At 57.1% G+C, this 17,359-nt stretch carries 14 protein-coding genes; 6 read left to right on the plus strand and 8 right to left on the minus strand.

Annotated elements, in window-relative coordinates; genetic code table 11:
• Positions 1-6 precede the first annotated feature (6 nt).
• From AC2FEB_RS07310 to AC2FEB_RS07320, 3 genes are all read left to right on the plus strand, one after another.
• Positions 7-408: a DUF2160 domain-containing protein gene (locus tag AC2FEB_RS07310; RefSeq protein ID WP_299636723.1), complete on the plus strand. Its 402-nt coding sequence runs from the start codon at positions 7-9 to the stop codon at positions 406-408.
• Between the two features lie 65 nt (positions 409-473).
• On the plus strand, positions 474-869 hold the full coding sequence (locus AC2FEB_RS07315) for a BlaI/MecI/CopY family transcriptional regulator (protein WP_117869443.1): 396 nt from the start codon (positions 474-476) through the stop codon (positions 867-869).
• Positions 856-1,953: a M56 family metallopeptidase gene (locus AC2FEB_RS07320; protein ID WP_299636725.1), complete on the plus strand. Its 1,098-nt coding sequence runs from the start codon at positions 856-858 to the stop codon at positions 1,951-1,953. The genes AC2FEB_RS07315 and AC2FEB_RS07320 overlap by 14 nt, the downstream gene beginning before the upstream one ends.
• Positions 1,954-1,963: 10 nt before the next feature.
• Here the strand turns inward: AC2FEB_RS07320 and AC2FEB_RS07325 are convergent, their stop codons facing one another.
• The 5 genes from AC2FEB_RS07325 to xylF all read right to left on the minus strand — a co-directional run bounded on the left by AC2FEB_RS07325 (position 1,964) and on the right by xylF (position 8,026).
• Positions 1,964-3,319 (minus strand): MATE family efflux transporter, encoded by a 1,356-nt coding sequence (locus tag AC2FEB_RS07325; RefSeq protein ID WP_496674886.1) that lies wholly within the window; start codon positions 3,317-3,319, stop codon positions 1,964-1,966.
• A 198-nt stretch (positions 3,320-3,517) separates the two neighbouring features.
• The gene (gene xylA, locus AC2FEB_RS07330) at positions 3,518-4,825 is read right to left on the minus strand and encodes a xylose isomerase (RefSeq protein WP_299895867.1); all 1,308 of its coding nucleotides are present in this window, start codon (positions 4,823-4,825) and stop codon (positions 3,518-3,520) included.
• Positions 4,826-4,835: 10 nt separating this feature from the next.
• Positions 4,836-5,633, minus strand: coding sequence for an ATP-binding cassette domain-containing protein (locus tag AC2FEB_RS07335; protein WP_299897210.1), 798 nt, complete (start codon positions 5,631-5,633; stop codon positions 4,836-4,838).
• A complete protein-coding gene (locus AC2FEB_RS07340) occupies positions 5,633-6,931 on the minus strand; it encodes a sugar ABC transporter permease (protein ID WP_117872798.1) in 1,299 nt (432 codons plus the stop codon). Before AC2FEB_RS07340 ends, AC2FEB_RS07335 begins: the two co-directional genes overlap by 1 nt.
• A gap of 75 nt (positions 6,932-7,006) precedes the next feature.
• Positions 7,007-8,026 carry a D-xylose ABC transporter substrate-binding protein gene (xylF, locus tag AC2FEB_RS07345; RefSeq protein ID WP_117869447.1) on the minus strand — a complete coding sequence of 340 codons (1,020 nt, stop codon included), beginning with the start codon at positions 8,024-8,026 and terminating at the stop codon, positions 7,007-7,009.
• 153 nt (positions 8,027-8,179) lie between these two features.
• Here xylF and AC2FEB_RS07350 point away from each other — a divergent pair, with 153 nt between their 5' ends.
• Together AC2FEB_RS07350 and AC2FEB_RS07355 are read left to right on the plus strand one after the other, a co-directional pair.
• On the plus strand, positions 8,180-9,397 hold the full coding sequence (locus AC2FEB_RS07350) for an ROK family transcriptional regulator (RefSeq protein WP_117869448.1): 1,218 nt from the start codon (positions 8,180-8,182) through the stop codon (positions 9,395-9,397).
• Complete coding sequence (locus tag AC2FEB_RS07355) at positions 9,387-10,898, plus strand: CRTAC1 family protein (RefSeq protein ID WP_496674863.1); 1,512 nt, start codon at positions 9,387-9,389, stop codon at positions 10,896-10,898. Before AC2FEB_RS07350 ends, AC2FEB_RS07355 begins: the two co-directional genes overlap by 11 nt.
• Here AC2FEB_RS07355 and AC2FEB_RS07360 read toward each other — a convergent pair whose 3' ends face one another.
• From AC2FEB_RS07360 to xylB, 3 genes are read right to left on the minus strand one after another with little or no spacing between them, the layout of a single operon-like run.
• Positions 10,899-12,197 carry a cytochrome-c peroxidase gene (locus AC2FEB_RS07360; protein WP_496674861.1) on the minus strand — a complete coding sequence of 433 codons (1,299 nt, stop codon included), beginning with the start codon at positions 12,195-12,197 and terminating at the stop codon, positions 10,899-10,901.
• Positions 12,194-13,141, minus strand: coding sequence for an aldose epimerase family protein (locus tag AC2FEB_RS07365; protein ID WP_496761273.1), 948 nt, complete (start codon positions 13,139-13,141; stop codon positions 12,194-12,196). Before AC2FEB_RS07365 ends, AC2FEB_RS07360 begins: the two co-directional genes overlap by 4 nt.
• Entirely contained in the window at positions 13,141-14,598 is a 1,458-nt protein-coding gene (gene xylB, locus AC2FEB_RS07370; RefSeq protein ID WP_496674859.1) for a xylulokinase, read from the minus strand. The genes AC2FEB_RS07365 and xylB overlap by 1 nt, the downstream gene beginning before the upstream one ends.
• A gap of 318 nt (positions 14,599-14,916) precedes the next feature.
• On the opposite strand from xylB, the gene AC2FEB_RS07375 reads away from it, so the two are divergent.
• Entirely contained in the window at positions 14,917-17,346 is a 2,430-nt protein-coding gene (locus tag AC2FEB_RS07375) for a GcvT family protein (RefSeq protein ID WP_496883930.1), read from the plus strand.
• Positions 17,347-17,359: the final 13 nt, after the last annotated feature.

Below are 17,359 nucleotides of genomic sequence, written 5' to 3' on the forward strand. Positions count from 1 at the left end.
TTCGATATGCGTAAACTTCTTCTCACCCTCTTTTTCCTGCCTTCCACCACTTTTGCCCAGCAGGCCGGATGGGGCAGCGTCGGCCAGCCAGAGGAAAAAGGCTTTTCCTGGACTGCCCCACTGTGGCCCGATTTCTGGATGGCCTGGACCCCGGCGACACTGGCCGTGTTCGTCGGAATCTTTTCGGCCATCGCTGTGATTGGCGTTCTTGAGGGCTTCAAGTATCGCGATGGTATAGAACGGCGCGGTGTACTGGGGCTGACGACCACATTGGGCGACCGGCTGTTCATCACCCTTCTGGGGTCCGCCTATATCTTCCTCGCCTGGCTGGGGCTTGTCGGACAGCCGGTCTGGATACCTCTTTTCCTGTCTATCGGTTGGGGCGTTTTTGTGTTCTGGAAAGTTTAGACTTTGAGAAATCGCGAAAGGATGCTTGTCTGTCAGGCATACTAAACATGACTACACCGAGATCGATGCGAAAGAAAAAGACAACAAATCTGCTGACCGAGGTTGAACTGGAGTTCATGAACGAACTCTGGGCCCTCGGGCAAGGCTCGGTGCGAGATGTCCTGGACCGCCTGCCTTTGGAACGCAATCTAGCCTACACATCCGGGGCCACGATCCTTCGTATTCTGGACGAAAAGGGTTTTGTGGAAAGCCACAAGACAGGAAAGACCCTGATCTATACGCCGCTTCTGGAAAAGGACAGATATCAGGCCCGTTCGCTGCAAAACCTGTCCCGTACACTGTTCGACGACACCCCCGCCACATTGGTGGCACGGCTTGTCGATGATGCGGGGCTGAGCGAAGCCGATCTTGAGGAAATTCGAGCGCTGGTAGAGAGGAGACTGCAAAATGACAGCGGTTAGACCGGTTCTCGACGCATTCATTGAACTCAACATCGTGCTGGCCTTGTCGGCCGTCATCTGGCTGGTGGCACGCGCAGCCCTGAACCGAACAGCCCTGCGCCATAGCTTTGTCGCGCAATTGCGTGCACTCAAGGCGCTGTGCGTTTGCGTACTTATCAGCCCCTTTCTTGCGATCGGTGTTTCATCATTCGCCTCTTATGCATGGCCGGGCAGCGCCATGGCGCTCGGTGACATCGCCGTTGCCGCCTATCTGCGCGGCGACATCGCCATGCCTGCCACCCAGTTCGAGGCCCTGCTGAACACCCGTGAAAGGTGGGTGGATCTTGCGTTGTCAGGGCAGCAGCCGATTATCACCGCATTCGCGACACTGCTCGTTTTGGTCGCCGCCGTGTTTGCGGCTCGCGCCCTGCGGGACGCGATGATGATCCGTCAGACAGTCAAATCCAGCTTTCTTTGGCGGCAGTCAAACAAGGTTGATATCCATCTCTCGGATCGCATCACCGTACCTTTCGCAGTTCGCGGATTGCGCCGTCGCCATGTCGTTCTACCAAGCCACCTGCTGGATAACCCGCACGAGCTGCGTTTTGCGTTGGCGCACGAACTTCAGCATGTTCGGGCGGGCGATGTCGAATGGGAACTGGGCTTTGAAATGCTGCGCCCGCTGTTGTTCTGGAACCCTGCCTATCTGATGCTCAAGTATCAGTTCGGCCGTCTACGTGAACTGGCATGCGACCAGTCAGTGGTGGCCCGCAAACGGATCGATGCGCGCGAGTATACCGCGTGCCTGCTGGATTATTGCGCACGTACGATCTCGGTTAACAATCCACGCGTTTTGAACGTTGCCTTTGTGACTGGCGGCAAGGCCAAGCGTGTGCTGCGACAGCGTGTGCTTGCGCTGACTGATGCGCAACCGACGGTGCCCACCCTCCCCGCTCTGTTCCTGGGGATGGCATTGACCTTCGCCACCCTTCTTGCACTGGGGTCTGCGTCGCTACAGCAAACACAGGATTGGAGCCATGATCGCCTGATGCTGTCGACCGTGGTCAATCTGGAACGGCTGGAAGCGCGCAATCAGGGGAACTGATCCGACCTGATCACCATCCGCGACGCCCGAACAGTGAATGGAGTCGACCTTGATCGGAAAAAGGCTCCAGCGCTTGTGAGCGCTCCAACCGTGCCACAACCCGCGCGACCAGAACCCATCCAACACCTGCAAAGATGACGCCTCCGAAGGCCTGACCCAGCAGAACGCCGGAAGCTCCGGCGATCTGTGAACCAATCGTTGCGAAAACCCATGTTCCAATTGTGTGGCGACCCCAGTTTATCCATGTGGAATACACCGGGTGCCCCAAGTTGTTGAAGCTGGCATTTGTCACGAAGATCACGCCATTGAAGAACGAAGCCAATGCCAGCGGGCCACAGAACAGATAAATCAGACTTCGGGTTTCGCCTTCGGCTGCGAACAAATCCGCAATCGGTGCGCGCAGCAAAAACAAGATAGCCGACATGCAAAGTACATAAATGGCCGTAAACTTGATCCCTGCCAAAAAGGCAGCGCGCACACGATCGAACTTTTCGGCCCCGAAATTCTGCCCGATGATCGGCCCTATCGCGCCAGACAGCGCGAAGATGACTGAAAACGCCACTGGCAACAGACGTCCAATCACAGCCATGCCCGCAACCGCATCCGTGCCATATTGCGCGATCTCCCGCACCACAATGGCATTCCCGATCGGCGTGGCGACATTCGTCAGAACAGCGGGAATTGCAATTGCCCGCACAGGGCGCAAATCCTGTGTTACCTGCTTCAGTGAAGGACGCGCAAATCCCCGATGCACCCGGAGCGCGGGCCACAACGCCGCTCCCAACATGCACAGCCGCGCCAGGACCGAGGCAATCGCGGCCCCGTCCAGCCCCAACCCGACAGCAAAGATCAAAATCGGATCCAGAACAGCATTCACCACACCGCCATAAATCGTTGCCATCATCGACCGTCGCGCATCGCCGTGGGCGCGCAGCACCGCCATTGCCGCCATCGCAATCGACATCACGCACATGGTGGGAAGGATGATCGACACATACCGCGTCGCCAGCCTCAGAACCTCACCTTCTGCGCCGAGCAACGACAGCAGGTAACTGAGATTCAACAATACCAGTACCGATGTCATCAGCCCGGCAATCAGTCCGATAACAGCCACACTGGACGCGTAATGCCTTGCCTGTTCAGCCCGCCCGGCCCCAAGTTCGCGCGCGACCAGCGCCCCGGCCGAAATGGACAATCCGATATTGATCGCGTTGGTGAAAAACAGCAGCGTACCGGCATAGCCCACCGCCGCCGCAAGGGCGTCTTTGCCCAACATCGAGATGAAGATCATATCGACAAAGTCGACGGCAAAAATGGCCATCAGGCCAATGCTGGTGGTCAGCGACATGCGGGTCACGTGCAGCATAAGGCTGCCGCTCAGAAACACCGCTTTGCCTGCCGATCGATCCGCCAAAACCCTGTTCGCCCCATCTGTTCGACCCGGACGGGCCTCTGATGTCTTTGCGCTCGGCCAGGGAAAACCCCGACCAACACTGAAGCAAACTCACGCGTTTCCGGGGCATTGTACACAGGTTATTTTACGGATCGGCTGAACCCACAGGGATCAGACAAAACGGTTCACGTAGTTCTCGAGGATTTCCTGACGTCCCGAGCGCGGACTTGGATTGAGATCTTCGGCCAACACCCGCGCTGCAATCTCGTCAAGCCCGGAGGACAGCATTGCCTGCGCCTCAGGCGTATTCCAGCCCGCGTACCGATCAACCAGCGCCTGTTCCAATCCCCCATCTTCGATCATCGCTGCTGCCGCTTTCAGACCCCGGGCACAGATATCCATCCCGCCCACATGCGCGGCGATCAGATCTTCGGCATCGATCGACTGCCGGCGCAGCTTGGCATCGAAATTGGTGCCGCCGGTTGTGAACCCGCCCGCTTTCAGGATGTGGTAGTACGCCACCGCGACTTCGGGGGTGTTGTTGGGGAACTGATCCGTATCCCATCCTGACTGATAGTCGTTCCGGTTCATGTCGATGGATCCCAGCATCCCCTCAGCCGCAGCCACCGCAATTTCGTGTTCGAAGCTGTGACCTGCCAGGATCGCGTGCCCCTGTTCAAGGTTCAGCTTGACCTCATCCTCAAGCCCATATTTGCGCAGGAACCCGATGCAGGTGGCGGCGTCGAAATCATACTGATGCTTCGATGGCTCCTGCGGCTTTGGTTCGACAAGAATAGCACCCTTGAATCCGATCTTGTGCTTGTACTCGACCACCATGTTCAGGAACCGGCCCATGTGATCCAATTCGGTTTTCATATCGGTGTTGAGCAGCGTCTCGTACCCTTCACGCCCGCCCCAAAGCACATAATTTTCGCCCCCCAACTTGTGAGTGGCATCCATGCATGACTTCACAGTGGCGGCAGCGAAAGCAAAGACCTCGGGGTCAGGGTTCGTGCTGGCCCCTCCCATCCAGCGACGATGGCTGAACATATTGGCCGTGCCCCATAGCAACTTGGTACCGGATGCCTGCATCTTTTCACCGATATAGTCTGCGATCTCGTTCAGAGTGCGCAGATTGTCGGCAAAGTTCCCCTGCTCAGGGCGGATATCAGCATCATGCCAGCAGAAATAGGGCTGCCCGAGGATCTGGAACATCTCAAAGGCGACATCAGCCTTCATCTTGGCCCGGCCCATATCATCTTGCGGATGCCAGGGACGTTCGAAGGTGGGCCCACCAAACGGATCACCACCCTCCCAGGCGAATGAATGCCACCACGCCACGGCAAACCGCAAGTGGTCTTCCATGCGCTTGCCCATGACGATCTCATCCGGATTGTAGTGACGGAATGCGAGCGGGTTCTTACTGTCCTCGCCTTCGAATTGCACCTGTTCAATTCCCTGAAAAAAACCGCTCGTCATCTCGTCTACCTCAATCCGTTTTTTCGCCGGGCTTTTTGCCCAGAATGATCATCGACAACAGATCGTCATCGGTGACATCGGCGATATCAACCGTTCCAACCAACTTTCCGTTCTTCATGACCGAAGCCCGGTCACATAATTCCATCACCGCGTGCACATCGTGGTCGATCAGGAAAATCCCGATTCCCTGCGCCTTGAGCTGTTGGATCAGGTCCGCCACCATCTGTGTTTCGTGCGGGCCAAGCGCAGCCGTGGGCTCGTCCATGATCAGGATACGGGCGTTGAAGTACACCGCACGCGCGATGGCCACCGATTGACGCTGCCCCCCTGACAGGGCCGAGACCGGATCGTTGAACTTCTGAAAGTTCGGGTTCAGCTGTGCCATGATCTTGCGGCATTCCGCCTCCATCGCGGCGTCGTTGACCAGGCCAAAGGGCGTAACCATTTCGCGGCCTAGAAACAGGTTCGAACTTGCATCCAGGTTATCCGCCAGCGCCAGCGTCTGATAGATCGTCTCGATATTGTTGGCGCGCGCGTCGCGGGGATTGTTGATCTCAACCTTGTTGCCGTCGATCAGAATTTCGCCGTGGTCCATCTGATAGGCACCCGAAAGCACCTTGATCAGGGTGGATTTGCCGGCCCCATTGTGCCCTAGAAGGCCCACGACCTCGCCCGGGTAGAGATCAACCGACACATGATCTACCGCCTTGATGCCCCCGAAGGAAATCGAGATATCACGCATTTCCACTAAGGGAGGCTGACCCGATCCGCGGCCCGAAGCCTGGCTTTGTGTTTCTTGTGCTTGCATCATTTCGCCCCCAGACGTTTGCGATAGACGATGTCGATATAGACGGCCAGAACCAGCACGCTGCCGACGACGATATTCTGAAACGGCGCATCCACGCCGACCATGGCCATGCCGGATTGCAGTGCCTGCATGATCAGCGCGCCGAGGATTGCACCATAGATCGTACCGATACCGCCGGACAGCGCCGTTCCACCGATCACGGCAGCGGCAATCACGCGCAGCTCATCCAGCGTACCGATATCGTTTGAGTGATTGGCCAGACGGGCCGAGGCCACGACCGCCGACAGTGCACAGAGAAACCCCATCAGAGCGAAGATCTTGACGGTCATCATGCGGGTGTTGATGCCTGACAATTCGGCCGCATCCGGGTTGCCGCCTGTTGCAAAGATATAGCGTCCAAAGCGGGTTTTGCGGGCCACAACGGTCAGCGTCACCGCCACAAGGATCAGGATCAGCACCGAAATCGGGATGCCGTAACCAACAACTAGTCCTTCAGGCATGGTCTCGCCGCGCGCTTCAAACATGCGTTCAAGCCGACGTGTCGGGATGGCATAGCTGTTGACGATAAAGACATAGCCCATGATGGCAATGCCAACGATTCCGGCCAGTGTCGCTTCGGCCCATACCGGTTTGACAGGGAACCCGTGAGCGGCTTTGGACCGGCGACCGCTCCACAACGCCCAGATTGCAATAGCCGTGGCCGCGAAGCCGATCAGCAAACTGACCGTTGTGCCCAAGGTCCCATTGGTGCCGCCAAACATCAGGAAAGTGCTGTCCAGTGGGCCGATTGTCTGGCCGTCAGTCATGTACCAGGCAACGTTGCGCCAGACCAGAAACCCTCCAAGCGTCACGATGAAAGCCGGAATGGTCAGATACCCCACCATCCAACCGTGGAACGCACCGATCATTGTCCCGACCGCAAGGCCCACCACCAACGTGATCGCCCACGTCGCGGGGTGGTTCAATCCCATCCCTAACACATTCGGCAACAGCTCGGTCTGGGTCATCGCCATGACGGCGGATGTTGTCGCCAGAAGCGCGCCGACCGAGAGATCGATGTGGCGCATGACGATGATGAACACCATGCCACAGGCCATGATGGCGACCGAGACGGTTTGGATCGACAGATTGAACAGGTTTCTGGGCGTCAGAAAACGGCCGTCCGTAAAGATGTTGAAGCCGATGCACAGGATGATGAAGGCGCCGATCATGCCCAATAGCCGCATATCCAGTTCCAGTTGCTGAAACAGGTTGGCCTTTGCTTTTTGGGGTACCGGCTGAGACGAAGTTTCGGTCATATCCGATCTTTCATGTTCAGCTATGATCTCTGGCCCGGCCATGCGGGCCAGAGATGTGACAGTTTGGAACTAGGTTTAGTTACAGGGTGCGGGGCCGTTTTCGACGCCCTGGCACAGGTCTTCCAGCGGAATCCAACCAGCATCGACCACGACAGACAGGTTGTCTTTGGTGATCGGTACAGGCGCAAGGAAGACCGAGTTCATCTCGGTTCCGCCCGGCGACGTCCAGCTGATGGCGCCTTCAATATCCTCAGGGCTGGTTCCGCTGCTCAACGCAACTGCTATTTCACCGGCAGCCTTGCCCAGCTCACGCGCATCTTTCCATACAGAAACGGTTTGCGTGCCCTTGGCGACCCGGTTCAGCGCCGCATGATCACCATCTTGACCCGAGACAGGAATGCCTTCCATACCCTGCGCGGTCAGCGCGGCGACAACGCCGCCAGCAGTACCGTCATTCGAGGCCACTACGGCATCAACGTTGTTTTCGTTCGCAGTCAGGATCTGTTCCATGTTGCGCTGCGCGTTCGCAGGCAGCCAGCCGTCGGTATAAGCTTCACCCACGATGACGATATCACCGCTGTCAACGGCGGCCTGGATGATCTCTTGTTGACCACCGCGCAGGAAATCCGCGTTCGGATCTGTGGGCGAGCCCTTGATCATCACATAGTTGCCTTTGGGCATCGCTTCGAACACTGCGCGCGCCTGCATCCGGCCAACTTCAACGTTATCGAATGTCAGATAGAACGCACGGTCATCTTCGATCAGACGGTCATACGCAATGACCGGAATGCCTTCGTCTGCCGCTGCCTGCACTGCCGGGCCGATGGCCTGAGAATCCTGCGCCAGAATGATCAGCGCATCAACGCCCTGCGCGATCAGACTTTCAATATCCGATAATTGCTTGGCGGAAGAAGATTGCGCATCAGACGAGATGTATTCGGCACCGCCCGCTTCCAGTGCAGCCTTGATCGCCGCTTCGTCGGTTTTCCAACGCTCTTCCTGGAAATTCGACCAGCTTACACCGACCGTGGGCTCTGCAAATGCAACTGTCCCCATCAGGACTGCCACAGCAGAGGCGCTGAGTATTCGTTTCATGATTTCCTCCCGGTTTCAATGAGCCATCGTTTCATGATTCGTGGCCCCGATAATTCTGAGTAGCATATTTATTTCAGTCGGTAAAATATTTATGCTATCGGTAACAGAAAAAACCACCTAGGTTGAAACAGGGATCAGATTCGCGAGGGCAAGATGCTGAAAAGCAAAGCTTCTTCAAATGCCACGGACCAAAGGAACATCACTCGCCTGCGCGTATTGGAAAAAATCCGGGCCAAGGGGACCATTTCACGAATCGACATCGCCAGCGCGTTGGAAACCAGCCCCGCGACCATCACAACCGCCACTGCCGATCTTCTGTCTGCTGGTCTGATTCAGGAAATAGAAGGCGAAACACCTTCCAAGTCGGCGCGCCGCGGCAGACCGCGCGTACAGCTGAAGCTCCATGGCGCGTCGCATCTGATTGCGGGCGTGAAAGTCGCCCGCCAGCAGGTTTCAGTCATTCTCGTGGATTTCGAAGGAACCGAAATCACTTCGTACACACATCCGCTGGACGAAGCCCGCATGGCCCCGGATGCGTTTGCCAAGAAGATTCGCGCCGTGCTTGATCAGGCCTGCGCCTCAGCAAACCGATCCCTTGCAGATTTGTCCGGTGTCTGCATCGGCATCGCCGGCCTTATTGATGCAAAGCAGAACTTTGTGCATTGGTCATCTTCCCTAACGGAACGAAATGTGGATCTGAGTTCTCTTTTGTCCGAGGTGCTGCCCTGCCCTGCCTTCATCGAAAACGACGCCAATCTGGTCGCAAAGGCGGAACAGCTTTTCGGATTGGGAAAGGGGCTGAAGAACTTTTTGGTTGTTACGATCGAGCACGGCATCGGCCTGGGTATTGTTCTTGACGGCAAGCTTTATCGCGGTGAACGCGGATGCGGAGCAGAATTCGGGCACCTCAAAGTTCAGTTGGACGGTGCGTTGTGCCAGTGCGGGCAGCGCGGATGCCTGGAAGCCTATGTGGGCGAATACGCCCTGATCCGCGAAGCAACGATCGCCAGTGAAGCGACAGATCCCCGCACTCTTGTTGATATACTCGCAGCAGCAAAAGCCGGCGACGCCCGATCCATTTCCGTTCTGGCCCGCGCGGGCCAAATGTTCGGCATGGGAGTTTCGAACCTGATCAATCTGTTCGACCCCGAGTGCATTATCCTGTCCGGTGCCAGAGGCAGCTTTGACTACCTGCACTCGGAAGAGGTGATGACCCGTGTCCAAAACGGTGTTGTCAGCGTTGACGCGCCGTTGCCCGAAATCAAGGTAAACCACTGGGGTGATTCAATGTGGGCGAAAGGGGCAGCGGCGTATGGAATTGAACAAGTCTCTATCCTGAAGGTCAGGGAACTGGCGGCTCATGCGAACTAAGATAGCAATCCTGCTTGCGGTGGCTTCCGCTGCCGCTGCGGACACCGTTCCACCACGCTTTCAAAAGGTGGAAACCCCCGGCCATGTTTACGATGGCGGCTGGGAACATTTCGTGGGCGGGGGTGTTGCAGTCTTCGATTGCAACAATGACGACCGCCCTGAATTGTTTGTGGCAGGCGGATCGAACCCAGCGCAACTATTCATCAACACATCCGACGCAAAAGTCAGTTTTCGCTCAAAAACACCTGACCAGTTATCCTTGTTTCATGTGACCGGTGCATACCCGGTGGACATTGATGGCGATGGGCTTCTGGATCTGGCGGTCTTGCGCGTGGGCAAAGACCTCTTGCTGCGCGGCAAACCGAACTGCGCATTCGAGCCCTTTGCGGAACTGAACTTTCAATCTCAGGACCATTGGACCACCGGCTTTTCCGTGACTTGGGAAAGCGGGCAAACCCTGCCAACACTGGCCTTTGGGACCTATGTCGACCGAAGCAATCCGGATGGACCTTTTGAGGCTTGCGGACCAACTCTGTTGTACCGCCCGGAAGGGAGCGAATATGGCAGCCCTGTCCATTTGGAACCCGGTCATTGTTCCTTGTCCATCCTGTTTTCCGACTGGGCGCGCACGGGTCGCGCGGATCTGCGTGTCAGCAATGACCGCCACTACTATGTGCGTGGCGGGCAAGAACAACTGTGGGCAATGGAAGACCCCCCGCGCCTGTACAGCGAGGGCGATGGATGGCTTCCCTACTCGATCTGGGGCATGGGGATTGCCTCGAGGGATTTGACCGGTGATGGGTTTCCCGATGTTTATCTGACTTCCATGGGGGATCAGAAATTCCAGGTTTTCGATCCCGCAACGGATGGGCCGACCTGGCGGGATGCAACCTATGACCGAGGCACCACCGCACACAGGCCGCATGTAGGAGAAGATGGCCGCCCCTCAACCGGCTGGCATGCTCAGTTCGGGGACGTCAACAATGACGGGCTGGACGACATTTTTGTCGCGAAAGGCAATGTTGAGCAGATGCCCGACGCGGCGCAAACCGATCCGAATAACCTGTTGATGCAGGCCGCCGACGGTCAGTTTGTCGAAACAGCATCACAAGCTGGTGTCGCGTCCATGGCAAAGTCCCGCGGCGGGGCCCTGGCGGATTTCAATGGGGATGGCTGGCTGGATTTGATGGTAGTCAACCGTGGCTCGGACCTTGAGGTTTTCCAGAATGAACCGACCTCTGGCAACTGGCTCATGGTTGATCTTAGTCAGAACCACCCCAATCAAGCGGCGGTCGGCAGTTTTATCGAGGTCAAATCACCTGCTGGCATGCAAACCCGCGAAGTTACCATTGGCGGAGGACATGCAAGTGGAATATCCGGGCCCCACCACTTTGGTCTGGGGGATTCCGAGACCGCAGAGGTACGGGTGATCTGGCCAGATGGCGAACACGGAGACTGGCAGCCTGCCGACCCCAACCGAGTAATCCACCTCCAGCGCTGATCACTGATCCACGGGCAATCCGCTGGGAACTGATTGCGGCACTCCCAGCCGCACTGCCGGATCTTCCAGCGTGCCCAGGAAACTCAGGATGGCGTCGACCTCTTCGTCACTCAGGCTGATGGAAACCAGATCGTTTGACGCCGCGATAGCCTCAATATGCTGGGCGTCCAACAAAGCCTTTTGGTCCTCTGCCCCGGAAAACTCGGGCAGATCAGCCTTTTCGATTGAGTAACTCCGCAAGGCGGCAACCGGGTGCAGGTGATGGCGCACGACATCTTCAAGCTGCGCATAGGCTCCGCTGTGGCCATATGGCGCCGTCAGGGTCACGTTGCGCAATGAAGGCGTGCGAAACGCGAACGCATCGTCCTTGTCGCCCGTGACGCGTAGTCGCCCGTCATCCCGCACATGATTTTCGAAACGCGCTGCTTTTCCTGGACCGATCTGAGGCATGGCGATGGAATGGAAACGGTGATCGGTCTGGAACCACCCGGAATGGCAGGCGCTGCATCCAGCCTTTCCGTAAAACAGTTCCATCCCCAGTTGCGCCTGATCGGGCAGCGCGTCATCGCCTCGCATCGCTCGGTCAAAGAGGCTGTTGTCAGCCCGCCATTCAAACGCGATGAAATCGGCAATGACATTGGCAATTGCGGTAAAGGTGATGTCTTCTCCGGGCGCGATGTCGTCAAATCGCTGTTTGTATTCCGGTATCGCGGCCACCCGCGCGGCAATCAGATCCCAGGCGCCACCCTCTTGTGTGAGCAAGCCGAGACGCACGGCCTTGCTGACTTCGTTTTCAGAATAATGTCCCGCCATTTCGTCAGGTGACAGCACAGGGAACATCGCCTGCGCCGCCAAAGCCGACTGGAACCCCGGCCTCATATGTGTCCCCAACGGGGTTCTGATGCCATTGGGCCGAGAAGGATCCGCCTCGAGGCGGCCGTCATGGAAAAACGTCGTGAATTCCAGCGCCCCGAGATTCCACATCGCGGGCGAGTTTCGCGGAATACGCTGCTCGGGCATGTTATCTTGAGTGAGCTTACGCTTTCCCCCCAGCCCGGTTCCACCTTCGCCGATACCCAGCGAGAGCCCGTCAGACGTTCCCAGTTTCGGATGATGACAGGTTGCGCAACTGATGTTCCTGTTCCCCGACAGGATCGGATCATAAAACAGCATTTGCCCCAACTCTGCGTTGGAAAGGTCAGGTTCGATAAACTCAGGGCGCGAACCAAGGTCTTGCGCCTGAGCAACTGAAAGCGTCAGCCAGATGCCCACAGCACTCGCAGCAATCTGGATTCTCATGATTGATCCTCGGGAATTTCAAGTGTCAGTGTTTGTTGATACGGGTTGTCCGGCGTGTGGATGACGGACGGGAACGCAGGGATGTTCACGGCGTTCGGATATCCTGACGGTTCAATACACAGCCCCGCACCCGGGCTAAATCGGCCTGACAGATGTGCCCCGGTATAGACCTGTGCCCCGGGTTGATCTGAATACACGTTCATCCTCAATCCCGAAGGTGCCCTGACCGCTGCAACCGGATGGTCATGGGTTCCACTTTCATCAAACACAAAAAAATGGTCCAGTTCGCGCCCCTCCGCCCCGACGGTACGTGACAACGCGAAATCTGGCACACTTTCGCCGGCACCGGAGATATCTCCGGAAGGAACTGAAAGCGCATCCAATTCCAGCACCCGGTTCGATCTTAGCCTGAGCAGGCAGCCCAGGATATCCTCCGGACAGCCCAGAGTGTAATAATTGTGCTGCGCGATGCTGATCGGTGTGGGGCGATCCGGTCGCGCCCTGATTGTATAGATCAGACGCGGACAGGTCAGTTCGACATGCACCTCGAATTTGACTTCCCCGGGAAATCCGCCTTCACCGTCAGGTGAAGTCAAGGACAGAACCGCCTGATTTGGAGAGGTTTTCACGATATCCCAGTATTTGCGTGACAGCCCGCTCGGACCACCATGCAGCGTGGTCGGCCCTTCGTTTGCTGTCAGGTGATGAACGCCCCCTTGCAATGAAAACTGCGCTCCGCCGATGCGGTTGGCTACACGCCCCACAATCGCGCCGAGGTAAAACGGGTCCGACAGGTAATCCTGCGGGTTTTCGTAGCCCAATATCAAGGGTGTTTTGCCAAGCCACCATCCTTGCGTGCTTGCGCCATAGCTCAATACCGAAACGGACATGTCACCGTCTTGAAGTATGACTTGTTCGACAGGCATAGACTTGGGATCAGCCATCACCGTGCAGCCAGAGGGGACAGAGCGGCATAGTACTCGCGATACCGCTGGTATTCCGCCTCATAAGCGTTGGACAGTTCGACACGTGGTTCAACACGCTCAGCGACTTCCGGGGAAAGCATGACGTCCTCGGGGTCGGCGCCCTGCACTGCACAGGCAGCAAGACGTGCCGCGCCGATGGCGGCACCGAACTCACTTCCCTTGGGCAGAGCAAGCGGTGTGTTCAGAACTGTGGCCAGTGTCTCCAGCCAAAATCGCGACCGCGCCCCGCCACCGACAACCAGCAAACTTTCGGGCTTGGTGCCCGTACTCTTGAGTGCCTCCAAACAATCGCGCATCGCAAAGGAAACTCCCTCCATCACAGACTGGGTCAGATCAGCGGTTTCCGATGCGATATCCAGGCCCAGGAACGCTCCGCGTATGGCGCTGTCGTTATGCGGCGTCCGTTCACCGGACAGGTACGGAAGGAAGGTGATCTTTGATGGCCCCTTCACCGAATCCGGCAGTTCCGATGCCAGCGTGCCGACGGGTTGACCGAGGTGACGGGACAGCCAGTTGAGACTGTTGGTGGCCGACAGGATCACACCCATTTGAATCCAGCGATCCGGGACTGCATGACAAAAACAATGAACGGCTGTTTCCGGCGCAGGCGCATAGCTTTCCTTCGCGACCAGCAACACACCCGACGTGCCCAATGACAGAAATCCGCTGCCCTCGCCGATGCTTCCGATGCCGCAGGCCGCTGCCGCGTTGTCACCGGCCCCGCCGGCAACCACGACCGGCCCGGTCAGGCCCCATTGCTGAAGGATCTCTGATCGCAGTTCTCCGCCTGCTGAACTGCCTTCAACCAGCTCTGGCATTTGATCCCGGCGCATATGGCTCAGATCCAGCGCAATGTCTGACCATTCACGTTCTCCAACATCCAACCATGCCGTACCGGCGCTGTCGGACATGTCACTGACGTAGGATCCGGTGAGCCAGAAACGCAGATAATCTTTCGGAAGCAACACCTTGGATGTCTTCGCAAACACGTCAGGCTCATGCCCGCGCACCCATTCTAGCTTGGGTGCCGTGAAACCCGGAAAAACGATATTTCCGGTGATCGAGCGCATAGAAGCCAGACCATCCAAATCCGCAGCTTCCTGCGCTGATCTCGTGTCGTTCCAAAGGATACAGGGCCTTAGCACATTGCCATCCCGATCCAGCAACGTGGCACCGTGCATATGGCCGCTCAGACCGACGCCGCGCACCGCGGAAAATGCGGCACCGTTCAGCTCACGTAATTGGGCAACGACGTTTTGACAGGCTTCTACCCAATCGAACGGATCTTGTTCTGACCAACCGGGGTGCGGCGTGGATGTCACAACACCTGCTTCGGCTTCGGCAACGACGTTGCCCTCTTCGCTGACCACAATTCCCCGAAGACCTGACGTCCCCAAATCCAGACCGAGATACACGCGTTTTCCCCCTTAATGCAGCACAGGCTGATGGTGCCATCAAGCACTTGGAACCTATGTCAGACCTTATCAGCACAGTTTGCGCTAACATATCAAGGCGACGCAAGAGATGGCACTTAATTTTATGAAGACCCTCGCAGAACGCGTGGAGTCATCGGCACACACGACCAAGGTTTAATTCAACTAAGCTGGGTCCGAAAATTTTTCGAATTGTCTGACGCTGACTTTACGTAAACAGTTCAAGCAGTTCTGGGTTTACTGATTTCATGCTGACGGTCCGTCTGAAAACGAAATCAGTCGCAAGAGGGAATTCAGCGAATGAAATCACATGCCAAGGTTGTTGTCGTTGGTGGCGGATGCGTCGGGGCTTCGGTTCTTTATGGATTGACGCAGCACGGGTGCACCGATGCGATCATGCTTGAGAGAACCACGCTGACCTCCGGCTCCACCTGGCACGCGGCAGGTCTGCTGGTCACCTTTGTGCGGTCCCACAACGTTTCGAAGATGACGATGGAGACCATCCGCATCTATTCCGAAGTCGAAAAGAAAATCGGCGCTTCGGTCGGGCTGCGCAAAGTTGGCCAGCTGCGCGTCGCCAATACGCAGGAACGCTGGGACGAATTCCTGTCCTATGCATCGATTGCCAAAGCTGCCGGTGTGCCTTGCAAACTTTTGACTCCAGAGGAAATCGCCGAACTGCACCCTCTGCTCAACCAATCGGAAAATATTCGCGGCGGCATCCTGCATACCGAGGACGGCTATGTGAACCCTGCCGACATCACCATGGCAATGGCCAAGCTGGCGCGTGAAAAGGGCGCCAAAGTGTTTCAGAACACCGAAGCGCTGACCTATGGAAAACTGGAAAACGGTCATTGGAAGGTGACAACCAATCAGGGGGAGATCACTTGCGAACATCTGGTCTTCGCGACTGGAAACTATGCCCGCGAGAACGCGCGCCGTGTTGGCCTGGATCTGCCTTGCATTCCAATCGTTCACCAATACTGGACAACGGAAACCGTTCCCCTTCTCAAAGAACGCCGCGCGCAAGGGTTGCCCGAGTTCCCGATCCTGCGGGATGAAGATTACGGCGCCTATCTGCGCGAAGACGTGGGCGGCATTCAGTTCGGCCCTTATGAGTTCACCAAAGACCTCAAGCTATTCGCCGAAGATCGTGTGCCGCCTGACTTTGGTGCCGACCTCCTGCCCGAAGATTTCGACGCGGTCGAAGCGCAGTGGGAACGTGCCATCGAGCGGGTTCCAACACTTGGTGAGGTGGGTATCAAGGCCAACACTCGGGGTCCGTTCCAGATGACACCAGACGAGTTGCCGCTTGCGGGACCCGCACCGGGGCATGAAAACCTGTGGCTGGCCGAAGGCATGCCCGGCGGCATATTGTGGGGTGGCACTGTTGGTGAACGCCTGGCCCGCTGGATTGTAGATGGGGATCCGGGCATGGACATGTCCGAACTCGACCCGCGCCGTTTTTCGGATTACGCGTCCAAGCAGTGGACCATGGACAAGGTGCGCGAAACGTGGGGGACCCACATGAACGCGCACATTCCCGGAGAAGATTTTCCCGACGCGCGCCCGATGAAAACGATGGGGTCCTACGATCTGCTGAGCGCGCATGGCGCCGTCTGGACCAGCTTCAACGGATATGAGTTTCCACGCTGGTTCGCCAAATCGCGCGAGGAAGCTATTCCGGAACATTCCTTCCGTCGCACCAACCACATGGAACGCGTTCAGGAAGAAGTGCGCACCACCCGTGACGTGGCCGGGTTCATCGAGATGTCACCGATGACCAAGTTCACCGTGCGCGGACCGGGGGCCGCCAAATGGCTGGATGGCCTTATGGCGAACAGGCTGCCCAAAGTGGGGCGAATGACCCTGTCGCTTTTGTTGAACCAAAAGGGCGGCATGGATGCTGAATACACGGTCGTCCGCTATGCTGAGAATGATTTTTACCTGGTCTCCACCCCGAACTGGCGCGCCTACAACTGGGATCAACTGCGACGTTTGCTGCCCAATGACAGCTCTGTCCTTCTTGAAGATGTTTCAGAACAACTGGGCGTGATTGCTCTGGCAGGCCCCAAGGCACGAGAGATCCTGCAACCGTTGACCGACAATGACCTGTCGAACGAAACCTTCCCCTGGCTTTCTGCGCAAATGGGTGAAGTGGGTTACGCCAAGGGCGTTCATCTGCTTCGCGTGTCCTATACCGGCGAGCTGGGGTGGGAACTGCATCACCCGGTCGGTTACAACCGCCATCTTGTCGACCTGCTGTTGAAGGCCGGTGTGAAACCTTTCGGGCTTGAGGCACTGGAATCCATGCGCCTTGAGAAATCCTATCGCGCCATCAATCGCGAGATTTGCAAGGACATGACGCCATACGAGGCCGGCCTCGACCGGTTCGTGGTAACCGAAGGTCGCGCTTTCATAGGCAAGGCCGTTCTTTTGAAACAGAAAAAGGAAGGCACGCACCGGCGGCTGGTCACGCTGAAACTGCCCTTTGGCGAAACGTCGGTGATGTTTGACGAGAGTGTCTACGCTCAGGGCAAGCTGATCGGCCGAGTCACCTCGGGCGGGTTCTCTTATTATTGCAACCACGACATTGCGATGGCACTAGTGCCACAGAACATGACGGCGCCCGGTACGAAAATGCAGGTGCTGGTCCACAATGAAATGCGCGACGCCGTGGTCATTGACACATGTGCTGTCGATCCCGCAAACACTCGCGCGCGCGCATGAGTGCTAAAACATA

Source organism: Ruegeria sp. YTSC106, assembly GCF_059609765.1.